At 75.2% G+C, this 18,165-nt stretch carries 14 protein-coding genes; 7 read left to right on the top strand and 7 right to left on the bottom strand.

What is annotated here, in order from left to right; all coding sequences use genetic code 11:
* Positions 1-68: 68 nt before the first annotated feature.
* Both ABT048_RS20210 and ABT048_RS20205 read right to left on the bottom strand, forming a co-directional pair.
* Positions 69-797 (bottom strand): phosphatase PAP2 family protein, encoded by a 729-nt coding sequence (locus ABT048_RS20210; RefSeq protein WP_350522796.1) that lies wholly within the window; start codon positions 795-797, stop codon positions 69-71.
* Between the two features lie 181 nt (positions 798-978).
* Positions 979-2,406 (bottom strand): phytoene desaturase family protein, encoded by a 1,428-nt coding sequence (locus ABT048_RS20205; RefSeq protein WP_350522795.1) that lies wholly within the window; start codon positions 2,404-2,406, stop codon positions 979-981.
* A gap of 355 nt (positions 2,407-2,761) precedes the next feature.
* On the opposite strand from ABT048_RS20205, the gene ABT048_RS20200 reads away from it, so the two are divergent.
* Positions 2,762-3,583 carry an aldolase gene (locus tag ABT048_RS20200; RefSeq protein ID WP_350522794.1) on the top strand — a complete coding sequence of 274 codons (822 nt, stop codon included), beginning with the start codon at positions 2,762-2,764 and terminating at the stop codon, positions 3,581-3,583.
* A gap of 1 nt (position 3,584) precedes the next feature.
* Entirely contained in the window at positions 3,585-4,487 is a 903-nt protein-coding gene (locus ABT048_RS20195) for a dihydrodipicolinate synthase family protein (protein ID WP_350522793.1), read from the top strand.
* A 45-nt stretch (positions 4,488-4,532) separates the two neighbouring features.
* Here the strand turns inward: ABT048_RS20195 and ABT048_RS20190 are convergent, their stop codons facing one another.
* The 3 genes from ABT048_RS20190 to ABT048_RS20180 form a co-directional block, all read right to left on the bottom strand.
* On the bottom strand, positions 4,533-5,108 hold the full coding sequence (locus ABT048_RS20190; protein ID WP_350522792.1) for a helix-turn-helix domain-containing protein: 576 nt from the start codon (positions 5,106-5,108) through the stop codon (positions 4,533-4,535).
* A gap of 78 nt (positions 5,109-5,186) precedes the next feature.
* A complete protein-coding gene (locus ABT048_RS20185) occupies positions 5,187-5,882 on the bottom strand; it encodes a hypothetical protein (RefSeq protein ID WP_350522791.1) in 696 nt (231 codons plus the stop codon).
* A 136-nt stretch (positions 5,883-6,018) separates the two neighbouring features.
* Positions 6,019-6,243: a hypothetical protein gene (locus ABT048_RS20180; protein WP_350522790.1), complete on the bottom strand. Its 225-nt coding sequence runs from the start codon at positions 6,241-6,243 to the stop codon at positions 6,019-6,021.
* 86 nt (positions 6,244-6,329) lie between these two features.
* Here ABT048_RS20180 and ABT048_RS20175 point away from each other — a divergent pair, with 86 nt between their 5' ends.
* The 4 genes from ABT048_RS20175 to ABT048_RS20160 all read left to right on the top strand — a co-directional run bounded on the left by ABT048_RS20175 (position 6,330) and on the right by ABT048_RS20160 (position 12,723).
* Positions 6,330-7,139, top strand: a complete 810-nt coding sequence (locus ABT048_RS20175) for an SAM-dependent methyltransferase (RefSeq protein ID WP_350522789.1) — start codon at positions 6,330-6,332, stop codon at positions 7,137-7,139.
* 197 nt (positions 7,140-7,336) lie between these two features.
* Entirely contained in the window at positions 7,337-8,179 is an 843-nt protein-coding gene (locus ABT048_RS20170; RefSeq protein ID WP_350522788.1) for an FAD binding domain-containing protein, read from the top strand.
* Positions 8,176-10,929 (top strand): molybdopterin-dependent oxidoreductase, encoded by a 2,754-nt coding sequence (locus tag ABT048_RS20165; RefSeq protein ID WP_350522787.1) that lies wholly within the window; start codon positions 8,176-8,178, stop codon positions 10,927-10,929. Before ABT048_RS20170 ends, ABT048_RS20165 begins: the two co-directional genes overlap by 4 nt.
* A 216-nt stretch (positions 10,930-11,145) precedes the next feature.
* Positions 11,146-12,723 carry a PucR family transcriptional regulator gene (locus tag ABT048_RS20160; protein ID WP_350522786.1) on the top strand — a complete coding sequence of 526 codons (1,578 nt, stop codon included), beginning with the start codon at positions 11,146-11,148 and terminating at the stop codon, positions 12,721-12,723.
* Positions 12,724-12,754: 31 nt separating this feature from the next.
* Here the strand turns inward: ABT048_RS20160 and ABT048_RS20155 are convergent, their stop codons facing one another.
* Both ABT048_RS20155 and ABT048_RS20150 read right to left on the bottom strand, forming a co-directional pair.
* Positions 12,755-13,918: a methyltransferase gene (locus ABT048_RS20155; RefSeq protein ID WP_350522785.1), complete on the bottom strand. Its 1,164-nt coding sequence runs from the start codon at positions 13,916-13,918 to the stop codon at positions 12,755-12,757.
* A gap of 134 nt (positions 13,919-14,052) precedes the next feature.
* On the bottom strand, positions 14,053-14,721 hold the full coding sequence (locus tag ABT048_RS20150) for a LuxR C-terminal-related transcriptional regulator (RefSeq protein WP_350522784.1): 669 nt from the start codon (positions 14,719-14,721) through the stop codon (positions 14,053-14,055).
* A 193-nt stretch (positions 14,722-14,914) separates the two neighbouring features.
* On the opposite strand from ABT048_RS20150, the gene ABT048_RS20145 reads away from it, so the two are divergent.
* The gene (locus ABT048_RS20145) at positions 14,915-18,139 is read left to right on the top strand and encodes a bifunctional cytochrome P450/NADPH--P450 reductase (protein WP_350522783.1); all 3,225 of its coding nucleotides are present in this window, start codon (positions 14,915-14,917) and stop codon (positions 18,137-18,139) included.
* Positions 18,140-18,165: the final 26 nt, after the last annotated feature.

The following is an 18,165-nucleotide window of genomic DNA, read 5'->3' as shown; positions in this document are numbered from 1 at the left end:
GCGCCACCGGCGGTCGGGCGTCCGGCGAGCGGTCCGGGGGTGCGCGCGGCGAGCGCGGCCCGAGCGGGTCAGGCTGCGCCGCCGGTGTCCGGCGGTGGGGCGGTGGGCTGGAGCGGGTGCAGGACCACGGCGCCGATCGCGAGCCATCCGGCGGCGAGGAGCCAGCTGCCGAGGACGTCCAGGGGCCAGTGCACCCCGAGGTAGATCCGGCTGAGGCCGACCACCAGGGTGAACACGGCGGCCCACCCGGCGGCGGTCCGGGCCGCCGCCGGGTGGGCCCGGGCGACGGCCAGGGCGAGCAGGCCGGAGCTGACGGCGGAGGTGAAGGAGTGGCCGGACGGGAAGGAGAATCCGGACGCGTCCGTCGCCCACTCCGCCTGGGGCGGCCGGGGCCGTCCGCAGGCGTGCATCAGGCCCAGCCGTAGGAGCTGGCCCGCGATCAGCCACAGCACCGGCGCCGCCAGCTGGAGGGCGGCTCGGCGGACGGGCCGCGGCGCGGGCGTGGCGCGGACGCTGACGGCCCCGGCGGCCAGGGCGAGGAGGTAGGGCACCACGGCGCTGCCGAGCCGGGTGAGTGCGACGGCCGAGCTCCGGGCGACCGCCGGGCGGTGGTCGGCGGCCCAGTCGGCGGCCGCCCGCTCGAAGGGGAACGGCGCCCAGGCGCGGGTGGCCAGCAGCACGGCGAGGGCGGTGAACAGCGCGGCGGCGACGCCCGCGACGAGGAGCCACCGTCGCCTGGCGCGGGCCTCCGGCGCGGCGGGCCGGGGCGGGCGCACGGTCCTCGGCGGTCGGTTCATCGGGCACGACGCCTTTCCTCGGGGCCGGGAGCCTGCCGCTGCCGCCGACCGGGCGGACGGCGGCGCAGTCCCCATGCTCGCGGCGACCACCGTCCGGCTGGGCGCTGCCACGCCCGGTCGGCTGCGCCCGCCCGACGGCGACGGCGTCGGCATTGGACACCCCGAAGCCGACGCCGACTGCTCAGCCGGTCACCGGGATCCCCGCGTGTCGCAGGGCGGAGCGGGCTGCGTGGATGCCGCACAGGCCGTGGACGCCGGCGCCGGGTGGGGTGGCGGCGGAGCAGAGGTGGACGCCGGGGATGCCGGTGGCGTACGGGTCGAGGGCGGCGCGCGGGCGCAGGACGGTCTGGCGGGCGGTGTTGGCGCCCGTGCTGATGTCGCCGCCGACGAGGTTGGGGTTGTGGCGGGGCAGGTGGCGGGTCGGCAGGGTGGTGGTCGCCAGCACGCGCTCGCGGAACCCGGGCGCGAAGCGTTCGATCTGGGCGAGGACCGCCCAGGAGGCGTCCCCGTCGTAGCCGTGCGGCACGTGGGCGTAGGCGTACACGGGGTGGACGTCGCCGCGGGAGCGGCCGGGGTCGGCGAGGTACTGCTGGGCGACCAGGACGAAGGGGCGTGCGGGCAGCCGGCCGCGGGCGGTCTGCCGTTCGGCGTGGGCGACCTCCTCCAGGGTGCCCCCGAGGTGCACGGTGCCGGCCCGGCGGCAGTCCGGGTGGCGCCACGGGACGCCGCCCTGGACGGCGAAGTCCATGCGGAACGCCGCGGGCCCGTACCGCCAGCGCCGGTAGGCGCGCCGTACGCGTGGGGGCAGCCGGTCGCCGCAGAGGTCGGCGGCCGCGCCGGGCGCGACGTCCAGCAGGACGATCCGGCAGGGCGGCAGGTCGGCCAGCGCGCGGACCGGGTGTCCGGTCTCGATGCGTCCGCCGAGTTCGGTGAGCCGCGCCGCGAGGGCCGCGGTGATCCGGCCGGAGCCGCCCCGGGCGACCGGCCAGCCGCGGTGGTGCGCGGCGGCGAGGAGGAGCAGGCCGACGGCGGAGGTGAGGGGCCGGTCGAGCGGGCGGAAGGCGTGTGCGGCGGCGCCGGCGAACAGGGCCCGGGCCCGGGCGGTGCGCCAGGTGCGGGCGAGCAGCGTGGCGGGCAGGGCGGCCCGTCGGCCGAAGTCGGCGAGCAGCAGGGGGTGCCGGGGGAACCGCAGCAGGGGGCGCAGGACGTCCTCGGCCAGGGCGTCGAAGTGCTCGCCGGGCCGGGCGAACACCCGCAGCCAGGCGTCGGCGTCGGCGCCCAGGGCGCGGGCGGTGTCGCGGACCGATCGCACGGCCGCGGCCGCCTCCCCGCCGTCGAGCGGGTGCGCCAGGTCGACCTCGGGCCAGGCCCACTCCAGTCCGTGCCGGGCGAGGTCGGGGGAGCGCAGCAGTGGGGAGACCACGCCGAACGGGTGCACCGCCGAGCAGTGGTCGTGCAGCAGGCCGGGCAGGGTGCTCTCGCCGCTGCGGGCGCCGCCGCCGATCTCCTCGGCGGCCTCCAGCACGGTGACCGTGAGGCCGTGCTCGGCGAGCGTGACGGCGCCGGCCAGGCCGTTGGGCCCGGAGCCGACGACGACGGCATCGGTCATGTGCTGCCTCCCGGTGAACCTTCTCCCGGGACCCATGATGATCCCCGGTGTCCGTCTCCGCCGAGCCGCGCCGAGCCGTGCCCGCGCCGTGTTCGAACTGAGCCGTCGTCACTTTCGGTGGAGCACCGCCGTGTACGGGCCGGCACCGGTTCGGCACCGGTCCGGAACCGACGGTCGACGCAGGACACGTTGTGTCCTATGGTGAACATCGTGTCCTCGCCGAGGCGCGCCCGGCGGTCCGGCCGGCGCGGGTCGCCGCCGTGCGCTGCCCGCTGCCGTGCGCTGCCCGCTCCGCTGCGCCTCCGTCCCGCCCCGCAGGGCCGAACACCCCTGGGAAGTGAAGGAGAACCACGGCATGGCCGACACGTTCGACGCGGACAAGTCCGAGCTGGTGGACCTCGCCCACCGCCGGATGCAGGCCGCGATCCCCGACAGCGGCTGGACGGTGCGCCAGAAGCTCGCGCTGACCTGCCGCATCCTGTTCGACGCCGGGCACGACTCCGGCCTGGCCGGGCAGATCACCGCCCGGGCCGAGCGCCCGGGCACCTACTACACGCAGCGCCTGGGACTCGGCTTCGACGAGATCACCGAGTCCAACCTGCTGCTGGTGGACGAGGACCTCGACGTCCTGGAGGGCGACGGGATGGCCAACCCGGCCAACCGGTTCCACAGCTGGGTCTACCGCGCCCGACCGGACGTCAACTGCATCATCCACACCCACCCGCTGCACATCTCCGCGCTGTCCATGCTCGAAACCCCGCTGGTCGTCTCGCACATGGACACCTGCCCGCTGTACGACGACTGCGCGTTCCTGGAGAAGTGGCCCGGCATCCCGGTCGGCAACGAGGAGGGCGAGATCATCGCGGCCGCGCTCGGCGACAAGCGCGCGCTGCTGCTGGCCCACCACGGCCAGCTGGTCGCCACCGGGACCGTCGAGGAGGCCTGCACCCTGGCCCTGCTCTTCGAACGGGCCGCGAAGCTCCAGCTGCTGGCGAGCGCCGCGGGGAGGATCCGGGAGATCCCCGAGCTGCTGGCGCAGGAGGCGCACGACTGGATCTCCACCCCCAAGCGCGGCCAGGCGAACTTCGCCTACTACGCCCGCCGCGCACTGCGCGCCGGGCACGGCGACGCCGTGGACCACCTGCCCGCTGCCGCCCCCACCCGGAAGGACTCCTGAGATGGCCGCGACCGTCCTCGACGGGATCATCGCCTACCCGGTGACCCCGTTCTCCCGCACCGACGGCAGCCCGGACCTCACCCGGCTCGCCGAGCTGATCGAGCGGCTGGTCGCCTCCGGCTGCCACGCGATCGCCCCGCTGGGGTCCACCGGCGAGAGCGCCTACCTCGACGACCGGGAGTGGTTCGACGTCACCGAGGCGTCGGTCGCCGCCGTCGCGGGCCGGGTGCCGACCGTGGTCGGCATCGCCGACCTCACCACCCGCAGTGCCGTCCGCCGGGCCCGGTACGCCGAGCAGGTCGGCGCCGACGTGGTGATGGTGCTGCCGCTGTCCTACTGGAGGCTGGACGAACGGGAGGTCACCCGGCACTACGAGGAGATCGCCGGCGCGATCGGCATCCCGCTGATGGTCTACAACAACCCGGCCACCGCCGGGGTGGACCTCCCGCCGGAACTCCTGCACCGGCTGGTCGACCGGGTGGAGAACATCACCATGGTCAAGGAGAGCAGCGGCGACATCCAGCGGATGCACCGGCTCGCCCAACTGTCCGACGGCGCCCTGCCCTTCTACAACGGCTCCAACCCGCTGGCGCTGGAGGCCTTCGCGGCCGGCGCGGCCGGCTGGTGCACGGCGGCGCCCTGTCTGATCCCGGAGCTCACCCTGGCCCTGTACCGGGCGGTGCGCGCCGGAGCGCTGGACACCGCCCGGCAGGTCTTCTACCGGCAGCTGCCGGTGCTGCAGTTCCTGACCGGCGGCGGCCTGCCGACCACGGTCAAGGCGGGCTTGGCGCTGCGCGGCCTGGACGTCGGCGAGCCGCGGCGGCCGCTGCTGCCGCTGGCCGGGGAGCGGGCGGAACGGCTGGCCGCGCTGCTGGCCGAGGCGGGCGCCGTCCCGCCGGCCTGAGCCCGCGCGCCGGGCGTCACCGCCGTCCGTCGGACCCGTCGTGCGTCAGGGCAGGGTGGGGACCCGGTCCGAGGGGCCGGCCGGGTCGTCGTGGATGACCACGAGGATCTCGGCCGGCTCCGCCCCGGTGCTCCGACAGCGGTGCGGCAGCGCGGAGTTGAAGTAGACGCTGTCCCCGGGGCCGAGCCGGACGGTCCGCTCGGGGAACTCCAGCTCCGCGGTGCCCGCGTGGACGAACAGGAACTCCTCGCCCGCGTGGGACTTGTACGCCGAGCCGGTCGCGTCGGTCGGCGGGTACATCACGAACGGCACCATCTGCTTGCCGCTGAGGCCGGTCGCGATGCCCTCGTAGTGCGGCGTGCCCGGGCCGGTCCCGCCGGCGATCGGGGTGCGTTCGCCGGCGCGCACGACGGTCACCAGCTCGGGCTCCACCTCGTCCGAGAACAGCCGGCCGACGTCGACGCCCAGGGCGTGCGCCAGTTTGAGCGCGGTGGAGATGGACGGGTCGCTGAGACCCCGTTCGACCTTGGAGAGGTAGCTCTTGGTGACGCCGACCTGCTCGGCGAGCGCCTCCAGACTGAGCCGGTTCTGCTTCCGCAGCACCCGCAGTCTGCTGCTCATGCGCCACCTCTCACCCGCGGAATCGTCCCGTCCATCATCCCATCGCGGACGCACGGGCCGTCGGGGTGGTCCCGGTGCTCAGGCCTCGCGGGACGCGGCCACGGCGGTGGCGGTCAGGAGCAGCCAGGCGAGCCCGGGGATCACCAGGGTGACGATGAGCGGCCACTGGGCCAGGCAGAGGATCAGGGCCCCGATGTAGGTGGGGATGAAGATCGAGACGGCGGCGACCACCGGGGTCCCCAGATAGCTGTCGCGTGGCCAGGCCAGGCCGTACGCGGTCAGGGCCGTCCCGGCGCCGACCAGGAGGGCCACCTTGAGGGTGGACAGCCAGGGGATGTCGGGGGTCGAGGCGCGGTGTCCGTGCCAGGAGACCTCGACCGGCCGGCCGTTCCAGACCTTCACGTCCACGTCGGTTCCGATCTTCGCCTCCCGGTAGAAGGCCTCGCCGACGCTGAAGGTGCGGCCGGGTGCGGTCTCGCGCGCCACGGTCAGGTCGTAGGTGGTGGAGTCGCTGCTGTTGTCGACCTTCCGTGCCGTCACCTTGCCGGTCTCGTGGCGTACGCAGGGGCCGCCGGGCGCGGCGGCGGCCGTGCCGCAGTCCGGGGCGGCGCGGTAGGCGTCCACCGAGCGGTAGGCGTCCACGAACCAGCTGAAGGCGAGGAGGACGGTGGCCAGGCCCGCCGCCACGAGCAGCGCCCGGGCCAGGCCCCGGACGATCACCCAGTGGAGCCGGGGCCGGCCGGGCGGCCTCGCGTCCTCGATCCGTGCGTTCATCGAACCCCCTCGATCCCGTCCCGGGCACCTCCCCGATGCCCAGCAGTGATGATTCCAGGGAGGCTCCCGGCGGGAGAAGTCAATTCGAATCTCTTGTAACGCAGTTGTGGAACTTCTGTCGACGGGGCCGGTCCGCTCAGGGGATCGCGGCGGCCGTGGCGACCAGCGCGACCCAGCCGAGGAGGGGGATGCCCAGGGTGACGGCGAGCGGCAACGCCATCTGCAGGAGCGGGGAGCCGCCGACGAAGGCGAGGAAGCCGGTGCCGAGGCCGGAGCCCGCGCCACCCCCACGATCGCGTCCCGGGCACCTCCCCGGGCGCCCAGCGGGATGATTCCAGGGCGGCCGGTCGGCGGGGAGCAACTCGGCGCTCTTGTGACGCAGTTGTGGAAGTCGCGGTGACGGGATCCGCCGGACGGGCGGCGCGTTCGGGTCGGTACATTGCCGCCATGACGACCTCCGAACCGCTGAGCCCGGTGTCCCGCACCGCCCTGTCCGTCGCCCGGGTCCGGGCCTACGAGAGCTCCCGCCCCGACCCGCTGTTCGTCGACCCGTACGCCGCCGCGTTCGTCACGGCGGCCGACGCGCCGATGTCCGCCTCCGGGCCGGGCAGCGACCTCGCCAAGGCCCTGGTCGCGCACGGCATCCTGCGCACCCGCTTCTACGACGACCGCCTGCTCGCCGCCGGGGCCGACCAGGTGGTGCTGCTCGCGGCCGGGCTCGACACCCGCGCGTACCGGCTGGACTGGCCCGCCGGAACCCGGGTGTTCGAGCTCGACCTGGCCCCGGTGCTGGCCTTCAAGGAGCTGGTCCTCGACGGGCTCGGCGCCGTGCCGAGCAGTGGGCGCACCACCCTGCCCGCCGACCTGCTCGACGGCGACTGGCCCGCCCGGCTGGTCGGGGCCGGGTTCGACCCGGCGCGCCGCTCGGCCTGGCTGGCGGAGGGACTGCTGGTCTACTTCACGCCCGAGGAGGCGGCCGGACTGTTCACGGCGGTCGCCGGCCTGGCCGCCCCCGGCAGCCGGCTGCTGCTGGAGAAGGGCCAGGACGTGAAGGCGACGCCGCACGACCCGGCGCTCGCCCACATCACCGGGCTGTGGCGCGGCGGCCTCGGCCCCGACACCCACGGCTGGCTCGACCGGCACGGCTGGACCACCGCCCTCACCGCCCTGGACGGCCTCGGCGAGACGTACGGCCGCCCGCTGTCGCGGCCCACCACCAGGGGATTCATCGAGGCCGTACGGCGTGCGGACGGCTGAGCCCGCCGCCACGGGGCAGCCCGGCCGCCGGGCCCCCGCCCCGCTGTCGAGCCGCCCCCGGCCGGTCGGCCGTCATGTCCATGCGCTGGTCGATCACCCAGTCCGGGCGCCCGCGCCTGGTGCGTGCGACCACTCGTTCCGCCAGGTCTCGCGTTGCTTCAATCGCCGTGTCGATCAATCGAGGACGGTGACGGAACGTGGACCTGAACACGGTGGTGGAGCTGCGCGACGCGCGGCGGCGCGGGCCCTGGCGCCAGGGGGACGCCTGGCTCGGCGGCGGGACGTACCTGTTCTCCGAGCCGCAGCCGCACATCCGCCGGCTGATCGACCTCAGCCGGATGGGCTGGGAGCCGGTGCGGCTGACCCCCGACGGCGACCTGGAGATCGCGGCCACCTGCACGATCGCCCAACTGTCGCGCTTCGCCAAGGCCCTGGACCGGCCGGCGGCCCCGCTCGTCGAGCAGTGCTGCCGGGCCTTCCTCGCCTCCTGGAAGATCTGGCACATGGCCACCGTCGGCGGGAACCTGTGCAACGGGCTGCCCGCCGGGCCGATGATCTCGCTGGCCGCCGCGCTGGACGGCGTCTGCACCCTGCTCGCCCAGGACGGCGCGGTGCGCGAACTGCCCGTCGAGGACTTCGTCGTCGGCGCCGGGGTGAAGGACCTGCGCCCCGGCGAACTGCTCCGCTCGATCCGCCTGCCCGCCCGGGCCCTGGCGCGGCGCACCGCGTTCCGGCAGGCCTCCCTCTACGGGCTCGGCCGCTCCGCCGCGCTGATCATCGGCACCCGCGACCCGCTCGACGGCGAGCTGGTGCTGACCGTCACCGCCTCCACCGTGCGCCCGATCCGGCTGCGCTTCCCGCTGCCGCCGAACGCGGCGGCGGTGCACGAGGCGATCGCCCGCGGGATCGAGCCGCAGGAGTACTTCGACGACATCCACGGACACCCGGCCTGGCGGCGGCATATGACCTTCCGGCTGGCCGAGGAGATCCGCCGCGAGATCGTCCAGGAGCACCGCAGCGGTGAGGAGGACGGACGATGAGCTTCTCCGTCCGGGTCAACGGCGAGGACTTCGAAGCCGAGCCGCGCGCCGGCCAGTGCCTGCGCACCTACCTGCGCGAGCGCGGCTGGTTCGGGGTGAAGAAGGGCTGCGACGCCGGCGACTGCGGCGCCTGCACCGTCCAGGTGGACGGCGAGCCGGTGCACAGCTGCCTCTACCCGGCGCTGCGCGCCGGGGGCCGCGCCGTCACCACGGTGGAGGGACTGGCCGAGGAGGGCGGTGAACTCCACCCGCTGCAGCAGAAGTTCCTGGACGCCCAGGGCTTCCAGTGCGGCTTCTGCACGGCCGGCATGCTGATGACGGCCTCGGCCCTCGACGAGGAACAGCTCGCCGACCTGCCGCGCGCACTGAAGGGCAACCTGTGCCGCTGCACCGGCTACCGGGCGATCGAGGACGCCGTCCGCGGCGTGCGGCACACCGAACGGCCGTGCGCCGGCCAGGCCGTCGGCCGCAGCCTGGGCGCCCCCGCCGGTCCCCAGGTGGTGACCGGCACCGCCCGCTACACCTTCGACGTCGACGTCCCGGGCCTGCTGCACATGAAGCTGCTGCGCTCGCCCCACCCGCACGCCCGGATCGTCGCCGTCGACACCGCGGACGCGCTGCGCGTCCCCGGCGTGGTCGCGGTGTTCACCCACGAGGACGTGCCGGACACCCTGTACTCCTCGGCCCGCCACGAGCACCCGACCGAGGACCCGGACGACACCCGGCTGCTGGACGACACCGTCCGCTTCGTCGGCCAGCGGGTGGCCGCCGTCGTCGCCGAGAGCGAGGGCGCGGCCGAGGAGGGCTGCCGGCGGATCGTCGTCACGTACGAGCCGCTCCCGTACGTGCTGGACCCGGAGGAGGCGATGGGCCCGGGCGCCCCGGTGATCCACCCCAAGGGCCCGGAGTCCCGGATCGCCCGCCCGCAGGACAACGTCTGCGGCGAGGCGCACGGCGAACTGGGCGACGTCGAGCAGGGCTTCGCCGAGGCCGACGTGGTGTACGAGGAGACGTTCCGGACGCAGCGGGTGCAGCACGCCAGCCTGGAGACGCACGGCTGCGTCGCCTACTTCGAGGAGAACGAGGAGACCGGCGAGGAGCGGATCGTGGTGCGCTCCTCCACCCAGGTGCCCTTCCTGACCCGGCGGGCCCTGTGCGACCTGCACGGCCTGCCGATGGACAAGGTCCGGGTGGTGGCGGGCCGGGTCGGCGGCGGGTTCGGCGGCAAGCAGGAGATGCTCACCGAGGACATCGCGGTGCTGGCGGCGCTGCGCCTGCACCGGCCGGTCAAGCTGGAGTTCACCCGCGCCGAGCAGTTCTTCGGCGCCACGACGAGGCACCCGTTCACCGTCACCGTCAAGCTCGGCGCCAGGAGCGACGGCACCCTGACGGCCCTGCAGTTCCGGGTGGTCGCCAACACCGGCGCCTACGGCAACCACGGGCCGGCGGTGATGTTCCACAGCATCGGCGAGTCGATGGGCGTCTACCGGGCGCCGCACAAGAAGGTCGACGCCTACTCCGTCTACACCAACGCGGTGCCCGCCGGCGCCTTCCGCGGCTACGGCCTCGGCCAGGTCACCTTCGCCGTGGAGTCGGCCATGGACGAACTCGCCCGCCGGCTGGGCATCGACCCGCTGGTGCTCCGGGAGAGGAACGTCATCGGGCCCGGCGAGCACATGGAGGGCCCGCTCGGCGAGGAGGAGGACCTGCACATCGCCTCGTACGGGCTCGACCAGTGCCTGCGGGTGGTCCGCGACGCCCTCGCGGACGACACCAGTGCCGAACTCGCCCCCGAGGGCTGGCTGGTGGGCCAGGGCTTCGCCATGGCGGCCATCGCCTGCGGCCCGCCCGGCGGCCACATCGCCGACGCCACGGTGAAGCTGCTGGCCGACGGCACGTACGACATCGCCGTGGGCACCGCGGAGTTCGGCAACGGCACCACGACGGTGCACAAGCAGATCACCGCGGGCGCGCTGGGCACCACCGTGGACCGGATCGCCGTCCGGCAGTCCGACACCGACGTCGTCAGGCACGACACCGGCGCGTTCGGCTCGGCCGGCACGGTGGTCGCGGGCAAGGCCGTGATGAAGGCCGCCAACGCGCTCGCCGAGCGGATCCTCTCCTTCACCGCCGAGTACGCCCGCACCCCGCGCAGCCTGCTGCGGCTGACCGCCGAGGCGGTGGAGTGCGACGGGCGGACGGTGCCGCTCAAGGAGGTGTACGAGGCCGCGCACGGGCGGGGCGTGGAGCTCGGCGCCGACGGCCACTTCGGCGGCTCGCCGCGCTCGGTGGCGTTCAACTCCCAGTGGTTCCGGATCGCGGTGGACCCGGACACCGGCGAGATCCGGATCCTGCGCAGCGTCCACGGCGCCGACGCCGGCAGGGTGATGAACCCGCTGCAGTGCCGCGGCCAGGTCGAGGGCGGCGTGGCCCAGGCGCTCGGCGCGACGCTGTTCGAGCAGGTCCTGGTCGACGACCGGGGCGAGGTCACCACGGCCGCGTTCCGCCGCTACCGGCTGCCCGCGTTCGCGGACGTGCCGCGCACCGAGGTGCACTTCACCGAGACCTCCGACGCGATCGGGCCGCTGGGTGCCAAGTCGATGTCGGAGAGCCCGTTCAACCCGGTGCCGCCGGCCTTCGCCAACGCCCTGCGGGACGCCACCGGCATCCGCTTCACCGAGGCGCCGTTCCTGCGGGACAAGGTCTGGCGGGCCCTCGACGAGCACCGGCGGCGGCCCGCGTCACCGTGAGCCGGTCCCGGCCGGACGGGGATGGGCCGGACCGGGTCGGCGCCGGGGCGGTCCACTGTCGGGACCACCGGAGCGCACCCCCGTCCGCCGCCCTGTCGTCAGGTGATCCCACAAGAGCCGAACCACCCCGTCCGCCTTGTGTTTACGATGCCTGACACGCGTCAGCCATCGCATGTGCGAGACCCCCACTCGTCCATGGTGCACAAGGAGCACAGCATGATCGTCGGAGACCTCCTGGAGCTGGACGACCTCCACATCGAGGTCGCCTGGGCGAGCCCCCACCTGCTCGACCGCGAGGTGACGGGCGTGACCTCCACCGACCTGCAGGACCCGGCCCGCTACCTGCAGCGCGGCGAACTGGTCCTCTCCGGGCTGGTCTGGTGGCGGCCGGACGAGGGCCAGGCGGCGATGCGCTTCGCCAACGCGCTGCGCATCGCCGAGGTCGCCGCGCTCCTCGCCGGCGAGGGCACCCACGGCACCGTCCCCGCGGAACTGGTCGAGGCCTGCCGCCGCCACGGCATCCCCCTGCTGTCGGTGCCCACCGGCACCAGCTTCCGCTCCGTCACCGACCGCGTCTACCTCCGGCTGTGGGGGGACCTCCAGGCGCACGCCGAGGGGCAGGCGGCCCTCCCGGCCGCCGCCCGGCGCGCCCTGACCCAGCTGCTGCGCGCGCAGGCCTCCCCGGACGAGCTCCTGGGGCGGGCGGTCGCCGACCTCGGACTGCCCGGGTGCTCCCTGACCACCGGCTCCGGCCGGGTCCTGGCCACCTCGGCGCAGCCCCCGGCACACGGCTCCGCGCATGCACCGGCCCATGGCTCCGCGCACGGCCCGGCGCACGCACCGGCCTCCGCTGCGGCGCACACCCCGCCTCGCCGTGCCCCGCGCACCGCCGCGACGCCCGTCCCGGTCGGCCCGCCCGCCGACTCGCCGTTCGACGGCTGGCTGCTGCAGCCGCACACCGAACCGGGCCCGACCGCCACCGCCCTGCTGCACGGCCTGGCCGAGCTGCTCGCCCCGCTCGCCACCCGCGACCGCGCGACCGCCACCGCCCAGCGCCAGACCGGCACCCGGCTGATCGAACTGCTCGACTCCGGCGCCGACACCGAGGCCGAGGCGGAACGCGCACTCGCCCTCTCCGGCCTGCCCCCGCAGCAGCGGCTCACCCCGGTCGCCGCGCGGATCGACGGCGCACCCGCGACCTGGCCGGCCGCGGCCCTGGCCGAAGCCCTCCACGAACTGCCCGCCCCCTTCGTCGCCGCCCCCGACGGCCGGGGCGGCGCGGTGGCCCTGTCCCCGGCCCCGGAGGACCGGATCGCGGAGACCCTGCAGCGCGTCCTCCCGCGCCTGGAAGCCGCCCTGACCGGCGGCCGGCGGCTGCGCCTGGGCATCGGCGCCACCGTCGAACCGCTCGCCCACGAGCTCCGGGCCGCGCTCGTCCAGGCCCGCTACGCGCTCGACGTCGAGCCGCCCGGAGCCGTCGGCCGCTGCTCGCGGATCACCTCCCTGGAAGCGCTGCTGCGGGGCGTCCCGGCCGAGATCACCGCGGCGTTCCGCCGCCGGGTCCTCGCGCCGCTGATCGAGCACGACCGGGCCAACACCGTCTCCCTGCTGGACACCCTGGACGCCTTCCTCCGGCACAGCGCCTCCTGGTCCAGGACGGCGGAGGCGCTGCACCTGCACGTCAACACGGTGCACTACCGGGTCAAACGGATCGAGGAGCTCACCGGCCGCAGCCTGCTCAAGCTGGAGGACCGTCTCGACCTGTGGGCGGCGCTGCGCTGCACACCGGCCTGACGCCGGGGCACGGGCCCGCCCGCCGGTCCGCTCAGGCGGCCACCGCCTCGACCACGGACAGCACCGTCGGCGTGGGGAGCACCCGGGACAGCCGCAGCCCGGCCCGGCCGAGGAGCTCCGCGAAGTCGGCCTCGGTGCGCTCGCGGCCGGTGAGGGAGGCCATCATCATCAGGTCCAGGGTCTTCGCCTGGTGCGGCGCGTTGCCCGGCGGGACCACGGCGTCCAGGACCAGGACCCGGCCGCCCGGCCGCAGGGCGCGGCGGCAGTGCCCCAGCAGGGTGACGCAGTCCTCGTCGTCCCAGTCGTGCGTGATCCGCTTGAGCAGGTGGACGTCGCCGTCCGGCACGGAGGCGAAGAAGTCGCCCTCCTGCGGCGTCCAGCGGCCCGCGATCTCCCCGTGCGCCGCCAGCCGGTGCCCGGCGAGCACGTGGGCGCGGTCGTAGAGGACGCCCTCCAGGCCCGGGTTGGCGCGCAGCACCTCCAGCAGCAGGCCGCCGTGGCCGCCCCCGATGTCCACCACCGTGCCGGTCGCCGGGAGGTCGCAGGCGGCCGCGATGAGCGCGTTCTCCGGGTCGGACATCGCCGCCATGCCGACGTGGAAGACGGCGGCCGTTCGCTCGTCCTTGGCGAAGTGGTCGAAGAACGGCACGCCGAAGAGGTTCTCGAAGGCCGTGGTGCCGTCGGTCAGACAGTGCGTCAGCTCTCCGGCGGGGCGCCACATGGTGCGGTCGGTGAGCATCAGGACGGCCGCCCGGACGGAGTACGGGACGCCGCTGCGCAGGGCCTGCCCGGCCGGTGCGAGGGCGAAGCGGCCCTGCGCGTCCTCCGTGACGACGCCCCGGGTGGCGAGCAGGCGCAGCACCCGGTACAGGTTGCGGTCGTCCGTGCCGGTCGCGGCGGCGAGTTCGGCGGGGGTGCGGGGGCCGTCCGCGAGGTGGTCGGCGACCCCGACCTCGGCGGCGGCGCGCAGGGCGGCGGGGAACAGGAAGCCGAGGGCCTCGTCGACGAGGAAGGCGGCGGACTGCCGCAGACCCGCCTCCCGCTCGTCCGCCGTGATGCCCGACGAGATGCCCGCCGTGGTCTCCGCCGTGCTGCCCGCTGCCGTCCCGGGTGGTGCCGCGGGGCGCGCCCCGGCGCCGTCCGCCGCCCCTGCCGCCGTCCGGTCGCCGGTGGTCCGGTCCTCGTCCTGCCGCATGCCGTCCTCCTCCTCGAATCGGCCCCCGCCGGGGGAGACTGCCCAGGAGCGGCCGGACCGAAGCCCGCCGTCACCCGGCCGGGTGGTTTTGATCGCCCTCGGCGGCAACGGCTTTGACGTTTCGTCAACTTCGGTCAGTCGGACGCGGGTTCCGGTGGCCAGGTGTCGGCCGCCAGGACGCCGGTGGCGTAGGCGCGGGCGACCAGCGCGGTGCGGTTGGGCACCCGCCAGCGCCGGGAGAGCCGGGCGAGATGGTAGTTGACGCCGTCCGGGCCGAGCCCGATCTCGCGGGCGATCTGCGCGGTGGTGGCGCCCCGGGCGGCCGCGGCGAGGATCCGGCCCTCGACCGGGCTGACCTCGGCGCGCGGGCCCGGCGGCGGCACCACCCGGGGGGCCTCGACGGTGCGCAGCGAGAGCAGCAGGGCGGGGGTCTGCTCCGGAGTGTCGGCGACCAGGTCGACGGTCATCTCGCCGTGCCGCTCGTCACCGCGGGCGGGGGTCCAGGAGACCCGGGCCGGGTACTGCGAGCGCCGGTGCATCCGGACGGCCTCGGCGAGTGCCTGCAGGGTGTCGCTGTCCCGGAGGGTGAAGAACTCCAGGATCTTCCGGTCGCGGAACTGCCCCGGCAGCAGGCCGAACTCGGCCGCCATGGCGCGGTTGACGATCAGGGTCCGGCCGCCGAACTCGACCACCGCGATCGGCAGCGGCACGTGGTCCAGCAGGCGCAGTGCCCGGTTGCGCCAGATCACCGCCGCGTCCGGCCGGCTCCCCGGTGCCGGACCGCAGCCCTCGGTCGATCGCATGTCTGCTCCTCCTCCCGTGGCGTCCGCGCTCTCGTCGGCCGACGCGCACGTGCGTGGCAGAGCTGACGGTTCGTCGGCAAGTCCGCGGATGTCCCGGGTACTACACAATCATGTAGTGATCACAGCCGGGACTCCCTTCCGGTGGGCGCAGAGTGGGGGGAGCCGAAAACCATCTGCTGCGGGAGGGACCACCATGACCGACACCATCACCGAAGCACCGGCCGGAGCACCGGCCGGAGCAACGGCCGGAGCGCGGGACGAGGCGCGGGTCGAAGCCGGGAGCGGACCCGCCGCCGGGCCCCGGGGCGTCCCCCTGGTGGACATCTCCTCCGCGCCGCCGGTCGCCGCCCCGATGCTGCGGATCATGGAGCTGGCCAGAGAGCACGGCCCGGCCTTCGTCCAGCGGCTGCACGGCCGGGACACCCTGGTGGTCACCGGGCTGGAGCTGGTCGAGGAACTGGCCGACGAGACCCGGTTCACCAAGTCGATCGGCCCGGGCCTGGAGAACGTCCGCCGGTTCACCGGCGACGGCCTGTTCACCGCGTACAACGACGAGCCCAACTGGGCCCGGGCGCACGACATCCTGATGCCCGCCTTCGCCCTCGGCTCGATGCGCACCTACCACCCGGTGATGCTGCGGGTGGCCCGCCGGCTGATCGAGTCCTGGGACCGCCGGGAGGCCGCCGGCCTGCCGGTGGACGTGCCGGGCGACATGACCCGGATGACGCTGGACACCATCGGACTGGCCGGCTTCGGCTTCGACTTCGGCTCCTTCGAGCGGGACGAGCCGCACCCGTTCGTGGACGCGATGGTGCGCTGCCTGGAGTGGGCGATGACCAGGCTCACCCGCGACCCGGAGCAGGACCACAGCGAGCGCGACACCGCCTTCCGGGCCGACGCCGACTACCTGGCCGACGTGGTCGACGAGGTCATCGCCGCCCGCGCGGGCGAGGACGAGCAGGGCCCGGCCGAGGACCTGCTGGCCCTGATGCTCGGTGCGGTGCGCCCCTCGGACGGCACCCGGCTGGACGCCGAGAACATCCGCAACCAGGTGATCACCTTCCTGATCGCCGGTCACGAGACCACCTCGGGCGCCCTGTCCTTCGCGATGTACTACCTCGTCAAGCACCCGGCCGTCCTGCGCGAGGTCCAGCGGGAGGTGGACGCGCTCTGGGGGGACCGGGCCGACCCGGAGCCGTCCTACGAGGACGTCGGACGGCTGCGGTACACCCGCCAGGTGCTCAACGAGGCGCTGCGGCTGTGGCCCACCGCGCCCGCCTTCAGCCGCGAGGCGCGCGAGGACACCCTGCTCGGCGGGCGGATCCCGCTGCGCGCCGGGGAGACCGTCTTCGTGTCGACCCCGATGCTGCACCGCGACCCGGTGTGGGGCGACAACCCCGAGCTGTTCGACCCGTCCCGCTTCGACGCCGAGCCCGAGGCGGCCCGCTCCCCGCACGCCTTCAAGCCCTTCGGCACCGGCGAACGCGCCTGCATCGGGCGGCAGTTCGCCCTGCACGAGGCCACCATGCTGCTCGGCATGCTGGTCCACCGCTACCGGCTGATCGACCACGCCGACTACCGGCTGACCATCAAGCAGACGCTCACCATCAAGCCCGACGAGTTCACCGTCGGCCTCGCCCGGCGCACGCCCGCGCCCACGGCCGCCACCGGGCCGGCGGCCGGCCCGGCCGCGCGCACCGGAGCCGCCGCCGGGCGCCCCGGCCGGGTCCGCCGGGGCACCGGGCTGCTGCTCCTGCACGGCTCCAACTACGGCGCCTGCCGCGAGTTCGGCCGGCAGCTCGCGGAGGCCGCCGCCGACCTCGGCTGCGACACCGCGATCGCCCCGCTGGACGCGTACGCGGACGGGCTGCCCACCGACCGTCCGGTGGTGATCACGGCCGCCTCGTACAACGGGCAGCCGACCGACGACGCGGCCGTGTTCGTCCGCCGCCTCCAGGAGGACGGCGCCGCGGACGGCGTGCAGTACGCGGTGCTCGGCATCGGTGACCGCACCTACGCCGCCACCTACCAGCGCGTCCCCGCCCTGATCGACGACCGGCTCGCCGCCCTCGGCGCGACCCGGCTGGTGGCCCGCGCCGAGGCCGACGCCTCCGGCGACCTGTCCGGCACCGTGCGGCAGTTCACCGAGGACCTGCGCGCCGCCCTGCTGGAGCGGTACGGGGACGCCGACGCCCCCGCCGCGCCGCGCCCGGATGCCGTGTACACGGTGACCGAGGTGACGGGCGGACCGCTGGCCGCGCCGGCCGCCCGGCACGACATGACCGAGCTGACCGTCACCGCCGTCGAGAGCCTGACCGATCCCGGCCACCCCCGGGTGAAGCGCCTGGTCCGCCTCGCCCTGCCCGAGGGCACCGGCTACCGGACCGCCGACCACCTCACGGTGCTCCCGGCCAACGACCCGGCCCTGGTCGAGCGTGCGGCGAAGCTGTTCGGCGCCGATCCGCGGACGGTGCTCAACATCGTCGCCCACCGGCGCACCGGCCTGACCGTCGACCGCCCGCTGACGGTGCGCGAACTGCTCACCCACCACGTGGAGTTGCAGGACCGCCCGACCGCCGGGCAGCGCGCCGTGCTGGCCGCGCTCAACCCCTGCCCGCCCGAGCAGGGCGCCCTGCGGGCCGTGCCCGAGGACGACCCGCGCACCCTGCTGGACCTCATCGAGGACCACCCGGCCCTGCAGGGCGGCCTGACCTGGCCGGTGCTGCTGGAGCTGCTGCCGCCGATCCGGCCCCGGCACTACTCGATCTCCTCCTCGCCGGCCGCCGGTGCGCACGAGGTGGACCTGATGGTCTCCGTGCTCAGCGCCCCGGCCCGCTCCGGGCGGGGCACCTTCCGCGGCACCGGCTCCGGCCACCTCGCCCGGGTGGCGGTCGGCGACACCGTGCTCGCCCGGGTCCGGCCCTGCCGGGAGGCGTTCCGGATCGGCCACCGCACCCCGGTGATCATGATCGCGGCCGGCACCGGCCTGGCGCCCTTCCGCGGCGCCGTCGCCGACCGCCGTGCGCTGCTCGCCGACGGAGCCGAACTCGCCCCCGCGCTGCTGTACTTCGGCTGCGACGACCCGGCGGGGGACTACCTGCACCGGGCGGAGCTGGAGGCGGCCGAGCGGGCCGGCGCGGTGTCGATGCGGCCGGCCTTCAGCGAGCGGCCGCAGGACGGGCGGCGCTTCGTGCAGGACCGCCTCGCGGCGGAGGCCGCCGAGGTCTGGCAGCTGCTCGCGGCGGGCGCCGAGGTGTACGTGTGCGGCGACGGCGCGCGGATGGCGCCGGGTGTCCGGGCGGCCTTCCGGGAGCTGTACCGGGAGCGGACGCCGGGCGCCGACGAGCGGCGGGCGCAGGACTGGCTGCAGGGGCTGGTCGAGGCCGGGCGGTACGTCGAGGACGTGTACGCGGGCTGAGCGCGCCCGCCCGGAACGGCCGTCGG

The organism is Kitasatospora sp. NPDC096140, assembly GCF_040303045.1.
GTDB lineage: Bacteria > Actinomycetota > Actinomycetes > Streptomycetales > Streptomycetaceae > Kitasatospora.
Note: the sequence above shows the minus strand (reverse complement) of the source record. Positions and strands in the feature narration are given on the sequence as shown.